Annotated in this window: 14 protein-coding genes; all 14 read right to left on the reverse strand. The window is 46.9% G+C overall.

Features of this window, described 5'->3' with window-relative positions:
• Positions 1-5: 5 nt before the first annotated feature.
• Positions 6-1,184 carry an ABC transporter permease gene (locus tag AAAT93_RS00720; protein WP_227573526.1) on the reverse strand — a complete coding sequence of 393 codons (1,179 nt, stop codon included), beginning with the start codon at positions 1,182-1,184 and terminating at the stop codon, positions 6-8.
• Positions 1,171-2,337: an ABC transporter permease gene (locus AAAT93_RS00725; RefSeq protein WP_118374038.1), complete on the reverse strand. Its 1,167-nt coding sequence runs from the start codon at positions 2,335-2,337 to the stop codon at positions 1,171-1,173. Before AAAT93_RS00725 ends, AAAT93_RS00720 begins: the two co-directional genes overlap by 14 nt.
• Positions 2,337-3,275, reverse strand: coding sequence for an ABC transporter ATP-binding protein (locus tag AAAT93_RS00730; RefSeq protein WP_118374039.1), 939 nt, complete (start codon positions 3,273-3,275; stop codon positions 2,337-2,339). Before AAAT93_RS00730 ends, AAAT93_RS00725 begins: the two co-directional genes overlap by 1 nt.
• A gap of 317 nt (positions 3,276-3,592) precedes the next feature.
• A complete protein-coding gene (locus AAAT93_RS00735) occupies positions 3,593-4,171 on the reverse strand; it encodes a TetR/AcrR family transcriptional regulator (RefSeq protein WP_118374040.1) in 579 nt (192 codons plus the stop codon).
• A gap of 162 nt (positions 4,172-4,333) precedes the next feature.
• Entirely contained in the window at positions 4,334-4,810 is a 477-nt protein-coding gene (locus tag AAAT93_RS00740; protein WP_021986004.1) for an LURP-one-related/scramblase family protein, read from the reverse strand.
• 11 nt (positions 4,811-4,821) lie between these two features.
• Positions 4,822-6,897 (reverse strand): heavy metal translocating P-type ATPase, encoded by a 2,076-nt coding sequence (locus AAAT93_RS00745; RefSeq protein ID WP_021986003.1) that lies wholly within the window; start codon positions 6,895-6,897, stop codon positions 4,822-4,824.
• The gene (locus AAAT93_RS00750) at positions 6,881-7,195 is read right to left on the reverse strand and encodes a DUF6110 family protein (RefSeq protein WP_021986002.1); all 315 of its coding nucleotides are present in this window, start codon (positions 7,193-7,195) and stop codon (positions 6,881-6,883) included. The genes AAAT93_RS00745 and AAAT93_RS00750 overlap by 17 nt, the downstream gene beginning before the upstream one ends.
• Before the next feature lie 71 nt (positions 7,196-7,266).
• Positions 7,267-7,809: an HdeD family acid-resistance protein gene (locus AAAT93_RS00755; protein WP_021986001.1), complete on the reverse strand. Its 543-nt coding sequence runs from the start codon at positions 7,807-7,809 to the stop codon at positions 7,267-7,269.
• Positions 7,806-9,641, reverse strand: a complete 1,836-nt coding sequence (gene ftsH / locus AAAT93_RS00760; protein ID WP_021986000.1) for an ATP-dependent zinc metalloprotease FtsH — start codon at positions 9,639-9,641, stop codon at positions 7,806-7,808. Before ftsH ends, AAAT93_RS00755 begins: the two co-directional genes overlap by 4 nt.
• Before the next feature lie 319 nt (positions 9,642-9,960).
• The gene (locus AAAT93_RS00765) at positions 9,961-10,956 is read right to left on the reverse strand and encodes a ketopantoate reductase family protein (RefSeq protein WP_021985999.1); all 996 of its coding nucleotides are present in this window, start codon (positions 10,954-10,956) and stop codon (positions 9,961-9,963) included.
• Positions 10,957-11,025: 69 nt separating this feature from the next.
• Positions 11,026-11,748: a precorrin-2 C(20)-methyltransferase gene (gene cobI / locus AAAT93_RS00770; protein ID WP_021985998.1), complete on the reverse strand. Its 723-nt coding sequence runs from the start codon at positions 11,746-11,748 to the stop codon at positions 11,026-11,028.
• Between the two features lie 64 nt (positions 11,749-11,812).
• Positions 11,813-13,435, reverse strand: a complete 1,623-nt coding sequence (locus AAAT93_RS00775; RefSeq protein ID WP_117780063.1) for a DUF4153 domain-containing protein — start codon at positions 13,433-13,435, stop codon at positions 11,813-11,815.
• A gap of 33 nt (positions 13,436-13,468) precedes the next feature.
• Positions 13,469-13,690, reverse strand: coding sequence for a helix-turn-helix domain-containing protein (locus AAAT93_RS00780; RefSeq protein ID WP_021985996.1), 222 nt, complete (start codon positions 13,688-13,690; stop codon positions 13,469-13,471).
• Positions 13,691-13,723: 33 nt separating this feature from the next.
• A complete protein-coding gene (locus tag AAAT93_RS00785) occupies positions 13,724-14,176 on the reverse strand; it encodes a DUF2975 domain-containing protein (protein ID WP_021985995.1) in 453 nt (150 codons plus the stop codon).
• Between the last annotated feature and the right edge of the window lie 234 nt (positions 14,177-14,410).

A 14,410-nucleotide genomic window follows, 5' to 3' on the forward strand; every position in this document is an offset into this window, starting at 1 on the left:
CAAGATTACGCCACTACCCGTTTCTTCGCCGACACAATATTTGCCACAATAATATAGAACACGCCATATAAAGCCATCGCCAGCATATTGATAAATACCGGTTTCAGCCCCGAGACACTTACCGTCTCCAGTGTCTTCAGATATTCATTCGTCTGAATATACCAGTACGCCGGGAAGATACGGCCCACGGCAAGCACACCATCCGGCAACCATTCAACCGGAATAAATGCACCACACAGAAATGCCGAGCCGAGTGCCACAACATTCACGATTCCATTGACCGCTTCCTTGTTGTTGAAGATGCTTGATATCAGAAATGCCATCGTCAATGCACACAAGGTAAATACGAACGAATTCACCAGATACATGGCTCCCTGCGCACTGAACATTGCCTTTCCAACAATCACAAAACTGATCAGACCATAGAACAGCCATAATGCCATCGCGAATAACAGATTCGATGCAAGCAGGATCGCATTGTGCTTCTTATAATTCATACTGCTGATCGTAATACGCTTGCGGATCGGCAACCCCTGAAAGCTCGTAAGCACCAGACAGATCACGAAGATCGCACCGGCAAGCAGACTGTAGCTTGCAAAATTATAATAACCCGCTGCCTTCGACATACTGTTTGTATCAAGTGTCGTTGTCACATGAACCGTTGACGTCTGCTCCAGCGTCTGCGTGATATCCTCGCAGACTTCCGCCTCATTCAGGGATATGTTCATTTCATCCGGATTCGCCTGCAGCGCGGCATCCACGTAGTTTTGCTGTATGGCAAGATAGCTTTCGACCATCATCTGTGCGAAGCTCGCATCCGCCGACTGGCAGCTCTTATATCGAAGTTCCGGGGTTTCGCCGTTCAGTACCGCCTGCCGGTAGCCCTGCGGAATATAGATCACAAATGCCACCTGCCGGTAGAAGATTGCATCGTCTATGTCCTCTTCGCTTTTCAGTTCTTTCAATTCACTGTGTGCCGCAATATAATCCGTAAAATTCTTCGTGATTCCGACATTTTCATCCTGATTTACAATGACGATTTCCGGCTTGTCTGCAGTAAACTGGCTCGCGGTATCCCCGCTTTTCGAGTTGATACCACCGAACAATAGAAGCAACGCCGTATACAGGATCACCATGCCTTTACATTTGTTCAATACATGCAGAAATGCTTTAAATACTGTCATACTTCTGCCTCCTTAATCCCTGTGCGGACACAAGCAGCATGAAGGCAGAGAAGATTCCAAGACTCGCTACATCCATCCAGAAACGCTTGTCCACGCCATAATAATACAGTGCATAATATCCATCCGTGATCATCGACGCCGGGTTGATCTTATCTAAGAACGGCACATGTTTCTCGATGATATATTTCATGGTAATTCCCATCATGCCAGACAGGAAACAGCACGCCATCGTGATGCCGATCAGGATTCCAAGTTTTCCATTCTCGCCGGTCTTGACAACCGTCGTCACCATAATCGCAAGCGTCAGCCCCGCCAGACTCCCCGCAAGTGCCAGCAGGATCACATATGGCAGATTCTCCCCGTAATCGACTTTCATCACGAAGATTGTATACACAAACAGAATCGCAAGCCCGATCAACTGCGTGCAATATGCAGCAAGCAGCGAGGAAAACATTGTCTTTGCCTTGCTGATTGGAACGATGGCTGTACGCTTTCCGAGATTCCCCATGTTCGGAAGATTCCGACTCAGCGCCGTCATTCCAAGGATACCGCCATACAGACACGCCATCGCAATCAATGTGTAATACTCAATCATCGTATAGCTTAGGTTCTTGCGGGATGCATCGACCAGGTTCGACTCTCTGCCTGCAACCTGTTCCATTACGTCTTTGTAGAGTGCCTCGATATCCGGCATAGTGCCCTGCTCAATCTCATTTTGTACACGTTTTTCCATGATTGCAGAGGTATGTACGATCTCGTCTACCACATATTGAAGCACTGTCTGGTTGATACCATTTTCGTGAATCCAGATCTCCGGCTCCGCGCCATTCATGTACAGCACGCCGTCGACATCCCCATCCGAAAGCAGCGTATCTGCTTCATCCTTCGACACATACACCGTGTCAAACATCTGCTCATCGCTTGATTCATCGCTCAAAGTCTCAAATGTCCGGCGGAATGCTTCGTTTCCCTGAAAATCCTCGTTATCGACAATCGCAATCGGGATCACGTTCAGCTTCTCGCTGTTCTCGATATTGGAGAATGCCAGCTTGAACATCGTGCCAAGCACGAGCGGAAACACAAATGTCCAGAACAAAAGCATCCGGTTCCGCATCAGGACTTTGAATGTATACTTAAAGTTATGTCCAAACATCAGTCTCTAAGCTCCTTTCCGGTCAGCTCCAGGAACACATCGTTGAGCGTCGGACGCTCGGAGAAGATCTTGTTGCAGGTGATTCCCGCCGCACTCAGTTCCTCGATCAGCTTCGCCACGTTATTTTTGCCGCTCTTATAGGTGATTACAAGCTGATGGCCGGCATATTCTGCCTTGTCAACATTCGGTGCCGCCTGCAGCTTCTCTAAGAATTCCGGTTTGAAATGCTTCGTCTCGATCGTAACCTTCTCCTCGATCTTCGCAAGTGCCTTTAACTCGTCGGACGTTCCCTGCGCAATGATTTTTCCCCTATCCAATATGATGATCCGGTCACACAGAATCTCGACTTCTTCCATATAATGTGTCGTGTAACAGATTGTCGCGCCATCATCCCGCAGCTTCCTGATACCATCCAAAATGTTGTTCCGGCTCTGCGGATCGACTGCAACGGTCGGCTCATCTAAGAAGATCAGCTTCGGCTTGTGCGCGATACCACATGCGATATTCAATCTCCGGAGTAATCCGCCCGACAACTGCTTCGGATAATATTTGCGGAATTCATCCAGTCCGACTAATGCAATTGCATCCTCGATATCTTTCTTGCGTTCCTGCTTGTCCTTCACGTACAAGCCACAGAAATAGTCAATATTCTCATACACCGTAAGCTCCTCAAACACCGCTACCTCCTGGAAGATGACTCCGATATCCCGCTTGATCTTATAGGCATCCGGTGTCATTTCCTCGCCGAAGATCTTGATACTTCCCGCGCTGTATTTTAACAGCGAGAGGATGCAGTTGATCGTGGTTGATTTTCCACTTCCGTTTGGACCAAGCAGCCCAAGGATTTCTCCCTGCCGGATCTCAAACGACAGGTCATCGACTGCCTTTTTCTGTTTATATTCCTTTGTCAGATTCTTTACTTCTACAACTGCGCTCATTTCGCTTTTCCACTCTCCTTTTTATTCCCAGCAATTGCGATATTGTTTCTATATATTTCAATATTGATTTATACGATATACAATGTATTGAATCTGAGAAGTTCTAAATGTTCTGATCTATATTTCCATCCAATACGCCACCGCCGCCAATTCGCCATCCATGGCTCAGTGGCGGCTTGTTTGAACATCGTGTTCAAACATGGCTAATATAATTACAGAACATTAAGAACTTCTATGATTCAAACATATCGTATATCTTTATAAATCAATATTAAAATATATACTGAAATCAATATCGCAATTTCCGTGGTTCATATTTATTCATCCCTCGGCTTCTTGTCATACATGCTTCCGATCTTCATTTGTCTTACGGTGTCCGTTAGCAGTTCTTCAATCTGCTCATCCGTAAATGCAACCGTTCCCGTTGCAACCATGCTGGCGATTCCATGTGTGAAGATCCACACCTTCAGGTGAAATGCCTCCTGTTCCGTCCTGTCATAACCGGTGAACTCTGCACCTTTCTCTAAAATCTGATTTCCCATATTATCCTTCTCAATAAATTCCGTCGGAGAAATCTTCGAATCTCCCATAAATAATATCTTGAAGAAATCCGGGTAATCCTTCGCGAACCGGATATACGCAAGTCCCATGCCCCGATATGCCAGCTCTTCCTTAGAGCCTTCGATCATATACGACTGGTATATCTTCTGGATGTGTAAGATCGTCGCCTGCTTTAAGTCCTCCATGTTCTCAAACTGATAGAAGATCGGCTGTACCGAACATCCAAGCTCCTTTGCCACCCGCCGTGCATTGATCGCAGATAAACCTTCTTTCTTCACGACAGCACTCGCCGCCTCAATAATATCTTCCTTCAAAAACTTTGTTGCCCTTGGCATAATGTCCTCCACATTTTATAACTTTTGTTATGTAACTTGTGTTATATTATAAAGAACAAAAAAAGAAACATCAAGCAGATCTCGATGAGATGCAGCTACATTCCTGTCTCCTGCACATTCATCTGCCCAACGTTTCCTTTTCTGATTCTATATTCTCACTGATTAATCATTATTGTTGCTACAATTTGCGGCGTCGATTGCGAGTACGAGCATCAATCCTAAGATCTCATCCTCTGGATTCGCAATGTCTATCACATAGGTATCGCCCCAGCGGAACAATTCCTTGCCGATATGTGCGATGCAATAACTGCCATCATACACGTCGTAATCCCATCCGAAGAGATCACCCTGCACCTGCCAGCCATGATATTCAATATCATATCTCGGCGTAAAGAGGGAGAATCGTCTCTGAATCCGACCGATTGTCCGTCCGCCGATCTCGACTTCGAACACCGGAAGCAGATGAAATATCTCCTGATGGATCACGCCTACTTCCTGATCATACATATCATAGATATGCATATGATGACCGATATTGAAGAATTCCGTCTTCACAAAATATTTTGGATTGCCATATTCATCGTAGATATCATACGTATCCGTCCACGCAAATACGCGCTGCTTTATCATTAACCGCATAGGTTATCTCCTTATAATACAAGGTCCTTCATCGAATGCAGCCCAATTGCCAGTGTCGATGTGTTGTGCATCAACGCCGAGGTTGTCGGCTGGATCACGCCTGCAACACCAAGTACGATCAGTCCGGTATTAAATCCAACGATCGTTCTGTAATTTCTTCGGATTCGTCTTGTCAGTGCGGTACTGATCTTCCGCAATGTGATCAGTTCATTCAAGTTATCTGCTCCAACGGTAATGTCCGCGATCTCCCGTGCAATCTCTGCACCATCACTGATTGCAATACCGATATCCGCTGCCGAAAGTGCCGGTGAATCATTGATGCCGTCTCCGATCATGATAACCTTGTGACCTTCTGCCTTCACACGCTCCACGTAGCTTGCCTTATCCTCCGGAAGCACCTCGGAATAATACTCATCCACGCCAACCTTCCGTGCGATCGCACTCGCTGTACGCTCGCTGTCTCCGGTCATCATAACAATCTTCGCAAATCCAAGTTCTTTCAATGTCCGGATCACATCAGCCGCCTCATCGCGGATTGGATCTTCGATACAGATCACGGCAGCCAGCCGTCCTTCGACTGCCATATACAGATGGGAGTATTCCTCCGGCAATGCATCAAACTTCTCCTGCATACCTTCCGGAACCACGCAGCCCTCATCTTCAAATACAAAATGATAGCTGCCGATAATGGTCTTTCTTCCTTCTACCGTAGTAGAAATTCCGTGTGCCACGATATAGGACACCTTCGAATGAACTTCTTCATGTACCAGATTCTTTTCGCTTGCCGCATCGACAACTGCACGCGCCATCGAATGTGGGAAATGTTCCTCGAGACATGCGGCAACCCGCAACAGTTCATCGCTATTTTCATCGCAGAAGGACACAACATCTACCACGCGCGGAGCTGCCTTCGTCAGCGTTCCGGTCTTGTCAAATACGATTGTATCTGCTTCTGCCATCGCCTCTAAGAACTTGCCACCCTTTACCGTGATGCTTGACTTGCTCGCCTGTCGGATTGCGGACAATACGGAAATCGGCATTGCCAGCTTCAACGCACAGGAGAAATCAACCATCAGGACCGACAGTGCTTTCGTCACATTCCGCGTGAAAAGATACGTTGCGGCTGTACCAAGTAACGTATACGGTACAAGCTTGTCTGCCAGATGCGACGCCTTACTCTCCAGAGAAGATTTGAGTTTCTCGGATTCCTCGATCATCGTGACAACCTTCTCATACCGGCTCGAACCACCGACCTGGCGGACACGGATGCAAAGCTCACCTTCTTCCAGCACCGTTCCTGCATAGACATAGGAATCTGCCTGCTTATGTACCGGCAAAGGCTCACCTGTCATCGACGCCTGATTCACCATCGCATCGCCATCAACAACGGTTCCGTCGAACGGAATTACATTCCCGACATGAATGACAATCTCATCGTCCACGTGGATAGATTCTGCTGATACCTGCACTTCCTGTCCGTCCTTCTTCAACCAGACTTTTCCGATATTCAAGGACATGCTCCGTGCAAGATCCCCGACAGACTTCTTGTGTGTCCACTCCTCTAAGATCTCGCCGATTCCAAGCAGGAACATGATGGAACCTGCTGTCTGGAAATCTCCACGGAATACGGATACACCGATTGCCGTGCCATCCAGAACCGGAACTTCGATCTTTCGTTTTGCTAATGTTTTCAATCCGTTCGTGATGTATTTTACCGAACGGATGGCAGTCAGGGTGTTCGCAATCGGCACCGGCAGCAACACCCGGTTGATACACCGCAGCAAAACCTTATCTACCAGTTTTTCTTTGTACTCTTCATTCACCTGTCTTCCGGAATTAGCAAGATAAGATTCCGGCACATCTGCCGTCTCATAATGGAACCGCCGGAGCGCCGTTATCATCGCTTCCCGGTTTCCCTCATAACAGACAATCGCATCACAGGTCGAATGATTCACCTTCGCAGAACTGACATGTTTCATGCTGTCAAGATAATACTGAAGCATATCGGCTTCCCGGTACGACATATTCTTCTGTGCAACATGAAAACGAATTCTGCCCCGTATTTCATGTTTAATCACAAATTTCATTTTCTTCCGCCTGCTCTTCTGTTTCTGCTTCATCCTCAACTACCTGTGCCTCAGCCTCGATCTCGCGGTCTGCGTTGATCTGCTTTGCCTCAGCATAGATGTCGCTTGCATTCTCCTGTACATTTGTCACAGTTTTCATGACACAATCCTTTGCACGAAGGACTGCGGCTGTACCATGCGAGTAAACCTTCTTTGCATCACGGCTTGTCAGAAGCTTGATTCCAGCTGTTCCGAACAATACACCTGCTGCAAAAATCCCTGTTTTCTTTCCATCGATCTTCTTAAAAAAATTTGACATAATATTTACCTCCTGTTAGTTTAATCTAACTACGTATATTATCACAAATTTTCTAAAAAATAAATATTTTTTTACCAATCTCTTCCAAGTTTACTGCAAGCCGATATTACACTGTCTATTCCTAATATAATCAGGTATGTACCTATCAAAAATCCGACTGAGAACAAAGCAATCTGCGGCCAGAATATCATCAGCACACCTACTACCAGACCGATCACATTGATGACCAGTGAGACATAGAAATACCTTCCTCTGTACAAACTCCGGATAAATCCAAGATGACACAGCTTCGATACGCTGTGTGCAATAAACCATAGCGGAAGCAGCAATGTTACAACCAGTTCGCCTATGTGCGGATATGCCATCAGCGCCAGACCGGTGATCACGCTGATCACCCCGGCAGCCAGAGACACGCACGGTGCAAACCCAATGTAACGTTCCGACTTGGCATAGAAGATAATATCGGTAATTCCGGTCACGATTGCCATCACACCATAGAAGATCGTAATCCAACGCAGAATCCCCCCCGGCGATGCAATCGCCAAAGCGCCAAGGATTATAAGAAGAATACCCTCGATCAGTTCCAGCCATCCATAGCCTGTGTGTCTTTTCATAGAGCGGCTCCCCCTTCCTTATTCAGAATCTCCATAAATTCATCACCGGTGATTGTCTCTTTCTCATAGAGGTGCATTGCCAGAATATCCAGCAGACGCTTGTTATCGACAAGCAGCTTCTTCGCTTTCTCATGCTGTGCGCGCACAAGCTCGACCACCTTATGGTCAATCTCTTTCTGTGTATCTGCAGAACAGCAAAGAGAGGTATCCCCACCCAGATACTGGTTTTCTACCGTCTCCATCGCAACCATATCGAACTCCTCGCTCATACCATAGCGGGTAATCATCGCACGTGCCAGCTTCGTTGCCTGCTCGATATCGTTCGAAGCGCCGGTTGTGATTTCACCACATGCCACTTCCTCTGCGGCACGTCCACCGGTGAGTGTTGCGATCTTGTTCTCGATTTCTTCCTTCGTCATCAGATATTTGTCGGCCTGCTCCACCTGCATTGTGTAACCAAGTGCACCGGATGTACGCGGAATGATCGTAATCTTCTGTACCGGTGCTGAATGGCTCTGCAACGCAGCCACCAATGCATGTCCGACCTCATGATATGCAACCGTCTTTTTCTCCTTATCCGAAAGCACGGCATTCTTCTTCTGATAACCGGCAATTACAACCTCGACACTTTCTTCCAGATCTGCCTCGGTTACAAATGTCCGGTTCGAACGGACAGCACGAAGCGCGCCCTCGTTGATGATATTCGCAAGCTCGGCTCCAGATGCACCGGATGCCATACGTGCAATCGTATGGAAATCTACATCATCGCCAACCTTGATTTTTCTTGCATGTACCTTGAGGATTGCCTCACGGCCTTTCAGGTCAGGCAGTTCCACCGGTACACGCCGGTCAAAACGTCCCGGTCTGGTCAGTGCCGGATCAAGGGATTCCGGACGGTTCGTTGCCGCCAGAATGATAACACCATTATTTCCTTCAAATCCATCCATCTCAGTTAAGAGCTGGTTCAATGTCTGCTCCCGTTCATCGTTGCCGCCGTACTTGCCGCCGTCACGCTTCTTACCGATGGCATCAATCTCATCGATAAATACGATACATGGGGCTTTCTCCTTTGCCTGCTTGAACAAATCACGCACCTTTGATGCGCCCATACCAACAAACATCTCGACGAACTCGGAACCGGAGATTGAGAAGAACGGTACATTTGCCTCACCTGCAACCGCCTTCGCAAGCATTGTCTTACCAGTTCCCGGAGGACCGACTAACAAAAGTCCCTTCGGCATAGATGCACCGACGTCCGTATATTTCTTCGGATTATGCAGATAATCGACAATCTCGGCTAAGTTTTCCTTCGCCTCATCCTCGCCGGCAACATCCGTAAAATGAATTCCTTCGGTGGACTGCACATATACCTTCGCATTGCTCTTTCCACCCATACCGAACATCATGGAATTCTTACCGCCAGCCTGTTCCATCATCTTCCTTGCGAGGAATCTTCCAAGAATCCAGAACAACAACAGTGGAAGAACAACCGACATCAAAAAGCTCATAAATGGAGATGTCCTCGTCTCGATTTCTTTCGAGAACTTCGCACCGCTGTCATAGAGCCGCTGTGTCAGATCATCGTCCGGCATAAGTCCGGTCTTGTAGATCGCGCTCTCCGCCTTATCTGTAAATGTGATCTGTGTGCTGTCGATCTGTACCTGACCGATATCCTTATCCTCGGTCATCTTCATAAATGTTCCGTAGTCAACTTCCTTTACCTGCCGCTCTGCCAGCATTGGGGTGATAAATAAATTAAACACCAGCAATACTACCAGCACGATTCCATAATAGAAGATCAACGGACGTTTTGGTGATTTTACTTCTTTCATCTCTGCATACTTCCTTTCTTTGTCTAGATTATTACGAACTATACAGCAATTGTATATATTGAGTCGAATTTTCCAAATATAAGATGTATTGAAGCTAAGATGTACTAGATGTTCTGTTGTATATATTCTTACCGCACGCAACCGCCGTCAATTCGCCATCCATGGCTCAGTGACGGCTTGTTTGAACATCGTGTTCAAACATTGCTGTGTATCCACAGAACATCAACTACATCTAAGCTCCAAACATAATTACATTTAGAAAACTCGACACATCTATATACTTAATTGCTGTATAGTTCATAATAATCATTTACGCTTTCTACTCTCCGTACTTCTCCTTCAATACCTTCACGATCATCTCGTAGTTCGGCATCTCTACTCCATATTGTTCTCCAAGACGAAGCGGCTCATACAGCAATCCATCGATTTCCGATGGTTTTCCTGCCCAGATATCGCGCTGCATGGAAGTCGAAGCCTCCGGTACAAGCGCATCTAAGATGTCCAGATTCGTCTTCTCAATATCAACCAAAAATGGGATTCCCATCGCTGTTGCAAGTGCGTCGATTTCCTTCATACACCGGATCAAAAGCATCCGCTCTTCTCCTGCGCGCTGGAATACTTCTGCCGTCGCATCATAATACAGACCGCAGGCTGCCATCGGCGATACATACGCGTATTTCTGAAATGCATCCCGCTCGATCTGGTCAGAAAGTACCGCATCAATGCCTGCTGCCTTTAATTCCTGCTCTAAGAGGAACATCTTCCGGCAAAGCGCCTGTCCCTTCCGTGCGCCAAATACGATACGGAAGATATCGCCTTTTTGTAAGATCACACCCGGCTCCTTGATCTCCGCCGCAATGTAGATACAGCCATCTACAACTGTTGCATCCGGCAGCGCCTGCTGCAGCTTTGCACCGGTTCCGTAGATGTTCAGGATCGGAACGATCAACGTCTCCGCATCACTATGTTCTCTCAAAAATGGAATGATATCCGGAATCGAATATCCTTTGACACACACAAACAGGACATCCGGAATCTCCGCATATCCTGCCTCATCAACTGCCTTTATGTCTGTCACGGTAAATGTCCGGCTTGGTGACTCCACACATATACCATGTTCTCTGATTGCTGCAAGATGCTCGCCACGCGCAATCAATGTTACATCCTGTCCGGCTTCCGCTAAGAATGCACCAATGCTTCCGCCGCATCCACCGGCTCCTATAATTGCATATTTCATATACGATCTGCCACTTTCTATATGCTCAAGTGGTTTCTCCTTCCCTCTTTTTTCTTCTGTCTCTGATCTGTGATACATATTCTATAACAGATTTATGTTTGTTTTGTGAACAAATCCGTTATTGGAAGAATTTTAATGAAAATATCGTTATTTGTCCTGTTTTTTCACCTTCACAATCACAATTGTAAGGTAGCTTGCCGCCTGTGTCAACGCATCTATCCCATGCATCACACGTTCCTCCGGCAGTCCGCAGTTCGAGACGCCATAGACCTCCAAATATTCTCCCTGCTGTCTTCTCCGCACAAGCTCTGTCCGAAGCATGCCGATCAGCTGTTCCAGCTTCTTCCCCGACTTCATATAGATCCGTGTCCCGTCATAGTCCGCGGTATCTTCCACCGCGTAGCTGCCCGGAATAATATGGATCTCCTCGCCCTGATCCGCAAGGGAGATTCCAAGTCTTGCCGCCACCGCACAGAAAGAAGGCACGCCGCTGATCATCGACGCAGGCATCCCCGCCGCAAGCACTCGCCGGTGAATATAATGATAGGTCGAGTACACACTTGGATCACCGATCGTAAGAAATACAAGCGTCTTTCCCTGCCGCATCCGTGCCTGCACCTCGGCAAAGCAGCGATCCTGTGCCGCACGAAGCACATCCGCATCCTTCGTCATCGGAAACTGCATCGGGCAGATCTCCTTTTCTTCGATCTCCGGTACGACCTGCCGCACGATCTTATAAGCATAACATTCTTCTTTCTTCTCATTTGGCAGTAAGATGCAGTCACTCTCCCGGATCGCACGCACCGCTGCCAGCGTCAGAAGCTCCGGATCTCCCGGGCCGACTCCGACGCCAATCAATCTTCCTTCCATCTATCTGTTTCCTCCTGCAACACATACCAGCCAGATTCGCTAACTGATAGCTGTCTGTCATATTTTAATTTTCCAGGTAATTCTCCAGTGCCGTTTTTCCACGATACGTGCTCACATTAAAGGTCCGGATACCCCGTCGGCTCGTACATAGATTACTATGATAGGTAAGCAGGCTCTGCGCCTCATCATCGTTCTCATCGGTCCAGATTCCACGTGCCTGTGCCCACTCCAAAAACTCAAACACCGCAGGCGTCCGATCCGCCGAGCCAGCCTGCAGATCATATTGCATCAGGTCGATCAGCCGGATCTCCATATCGTCCGTATCGACATCCTCCGCCATCCATGTCTGCACATCCGCACGTGCACACGCAAGATTATAACGCGCGATATACGTATCCGGATGTGACAACGCAAACGCGATATACAAACCGCCACATGCAACGATCATATATTTCATCAGTGGGAATGTATTCTTATACAGATAGATGATCGTGCCAGTGAAAAGCACAACCAATACCAGCAGTCCAAACAGCACCAGCACACGCAGATACGTCAGATGATATGCCCGAATGTACATCAACATCCGCACTGCCGAAGAGCCGATCATCACATAGGTACAGCCACACATGATCGTAAGAATCGTCCGAAGCACCCGGCTTTCTGCAAATGCACGGTTGCAAACCAGAACAATTACCAAATTTACAGCCGCAACAAAAAGCAACTGGAAGAATCCCTGTCTCGCATATTCCGAATACGAATACCCGGCTGGCAGCATCTGCTTTCCAAGAAATGGCGACAGGATCTGAATGATTGCGAACACTGCATATAATGCAGTCAGCAGACCACAGAACGTAATACCGATCATCGGCTCCACCATCCGCTTTTCTTCACAGTCGATCTTCGGCGGCTGTATCACCATCTTGCAGAAGATTCCATATACGATGACAAATACCGCAACGAGCATCATCACGAAGCCTGCCAGATTCCCGGATAACTGCAGATTTCCAATACTCCGGTCGACAATGTATTTGAAGATGGCATCAGCCTCGGACAGCACGATCAACATTAAAACCAGAAATGGCAGTGCAATCAGCACACCAACCAGCACATAGATTGCCTTGGATTTTTTCTTTTCCTGAAGCTTCACATACACGTAGCAGTCACTGAACCCGCGGAACAGATACCCAAGCGGCGAGAACACTGCACCGAGCACGGCACGGATGTATTTCCCGACACCCCATTTGTCCGCATCGCAAAAGCAGGTAAAAAACACGGTCATCGAAAGCAGGTAAATTCCTATGTAATTACATGTAATCAGGAATCGGTCTGCAGTCAGGAACGTTGACACGCCAAGCAGCAAAATTCCTATATAGTAGATCATCGTATGCGGATTCGACGTCTTATCCTCGCGGTTATCGTACGCCTTACTCTGCGGTGCGTGCGAACAGACGTAATATAAGAAGCCAATCGTTGCTGCGGCAAATAAAACCGTCATAATACCATATGCATTTTTATACAGGCAGATGGTTGTCACAACCGCGTATATGATTGCCGCAAATCCACCCGTTCCAAACCGGGTTGCCCGTTCCTTCATATCCTGATTATCTACATATGGCATCATCTGTTTTGGCTCTTGTTCCTGTATATTCTGATTGTTCAAATTTTCTTGTTTTTGTTCATTTCCCATATTGAAAACGCTCCTTTCCAGATACGTTCTATCTTATTCGTCGTTATCCTCTTCATCCTCATAGATCAATATATCTCCCGGCTGGCAGTCGAGTGCCTTACAGATCGATTCCAATGTGGAAAACCGCACCGCCTTCGCCTTGTTATTCTTCAAAATCGACAGATTCGCAAGCGTAATATCAACTTCCTTCGCAAGCTCTGTCAGCCCCTTTTTCTTCTGTGCCATCAGCACATCCAGATTCACCTTTATCGCCATATCACCACCGCCTTTTCTTATATGGTAACGTCCCTAAATCGTAAAATCATTTTCTTCCTTGTACTGCACCGCTTTGTCAAACACGATGGCAAGCACGCGGGAGAAAAGACCTGCGATCAAAAATACTACAACAATGATAAATACAGCTGGCGTGAAGTAAAGTGGAATCCTGCAAAGCATCACCGCCATGATTGCGAAGCTGTATATGCCCATCCGGTTCAGGCTCTTCACATTTTCCTTCACGAAGCAGTCATCCGCAAGCACCGTCCGAAACATCTTCCGAAGCTCTCTTAGAATCAGCACTGCGAACACACCTGCCGTCATGAAGATCAGCACCATCCAGATATAATATTCTCCGAAAAATGGATTGATCACAGTTCCATACCATTTGAATGACACCGGTAAAGTCAGCGTCACAACCATTCCAACAAAATACATGATATCCAGCAGGACCTTCGTCGCGCCGGCAATTTTATTTTCTTTCATACCTATATGTCCTCCCACATCTTTTCTAAACTGCGCGTTTTATTTCTTAACCTTTCTACACTTTACACGATTCATTATTGAATGTCAATATATTTTTATTGTTTTTCGATAACTTTTTATTGTTTATCAACCAAATGAGGAATTGTGCATAAAAAAGAGGGTGAAATGTAGAATGAGAGTCCCGTTTGTAACGCAAGAGTCCCTCTTTGTAAATGAAAATCTCATTTTGTAAAC

It is taken from the genome of Coprococcus hominis (ex Arizal et al. 2022) (assembly GCF_040094675.1).
In the GTDB taxonomy this organism is placed as follows: Bacteria; Bacillota; Clostridia; order Lachnospirales; family Lachnospiraceae; genus Coprococcus_C; species Coprococcus_C hominis.

Excerpts from the sequence above, each read along its gene's own strand:
- AAAT93_RS00750 (WP_021986002.1), bottom strand. The coding sequence starts at position 7,195 with ATGTCAAATTTTTTTAAGAAGATCGATGGAAAGAAAACAGGGATTTTT.
- AAAT93_RS00775 (WP_117780063.1), bottom strand. The coding sequence starts at position 13,435 with ATGGGAAATGAACAAAAACAAGAAAATTTGAACAATCAGAATATACAG.
- AAAT93_RS00730 (WP_118374039.1), bottom strand. The coding sequence starts at position 3,275 with ATGAGCGCAGTTGTAGAAGTAAAGAATCTGACAAAGGAATATAAACAG.
- AAAT93_RS00780 (WP_021985996.1), bottom strand. The coding sequence starts at position 13,690 with ATGGCGATAAAGGTGAATCTGGATGTGCTGATGGCACAGAAGAAAAAG.
- AAAT93_RS00725 (WP_118374038.1), bottom strand. The coding sequence starts at position 2,337 with ATGTTTGGACATAACTTTAAGTATACATTCAAAGTCCTGATGCGGAAC.
- cobI (WP_021985998.1), bottom strand. The coding sequence starts at position 11,748 with ATGGAAGGAAGATTGATTGGCGTCGGAGTCGGCCCGGGAGATCCGGAG.
- AAAT93_RS00720 (WP_227573526.1), bottom strand. The coding sequence starts at position 1,184 with ATGACAGTATTTAAAGCATTTCTGCATGTATTGAACAAATGTAAAGGC.
- AAAT93_RS00745 (WP_021986003.1), bottom strand. The coding sequence starts at position 6,897 with ATGAAATTTGTGATTAAACATGAAATACGGGGCAGAATTCGTTTTCAT.
- ftsH (WP_021986000.1), bottom strand. The coding sequence starts at position 9,641 with ATGAAAGAAGTAAAATCACCAAAACGTCCGTTGATCTTCTATTATGGA.
- AAAT93_RS00740 (WP_021986004.1), bottom strand. The coding sequence starts at position 4,810 with ATGCGGTTAATGATAAAGCAGCGCGTATTTGCGTGGACGGATACGTAT.
- AAAT93_RS00735 (WP_118374040.1), bottom strand. The coding sequence starts at position 4,171 with ATGCCAAGGGCAACAAAGTTTTTGAAGGAAGATATTATTGAGGCGGCG.
- AAAT93_RS00755 (WP_021986001.1), bottom strand. The coding sequence starts at position 7,809 with ATGAAAAGACACACAGGCTATGGATGGCTGGAACTGATCGAGGGTATT.
- AAAT93_RS00785 (WP_021985995.1), bottom strand. The coding sequence starts at position 14,176 with ATGAAAGAAAATAAAATTGCCGGCGCGACGAAGGTCCTGCTGGATATC.
- AAAT93_RS00765 (WP_021985999.1), bottom strand. The coding sequence starts at position 10,956 with ATGTATCACAGATCAGAGACAGAAGAAAAAAGAGGGAAGGAGAAACCA.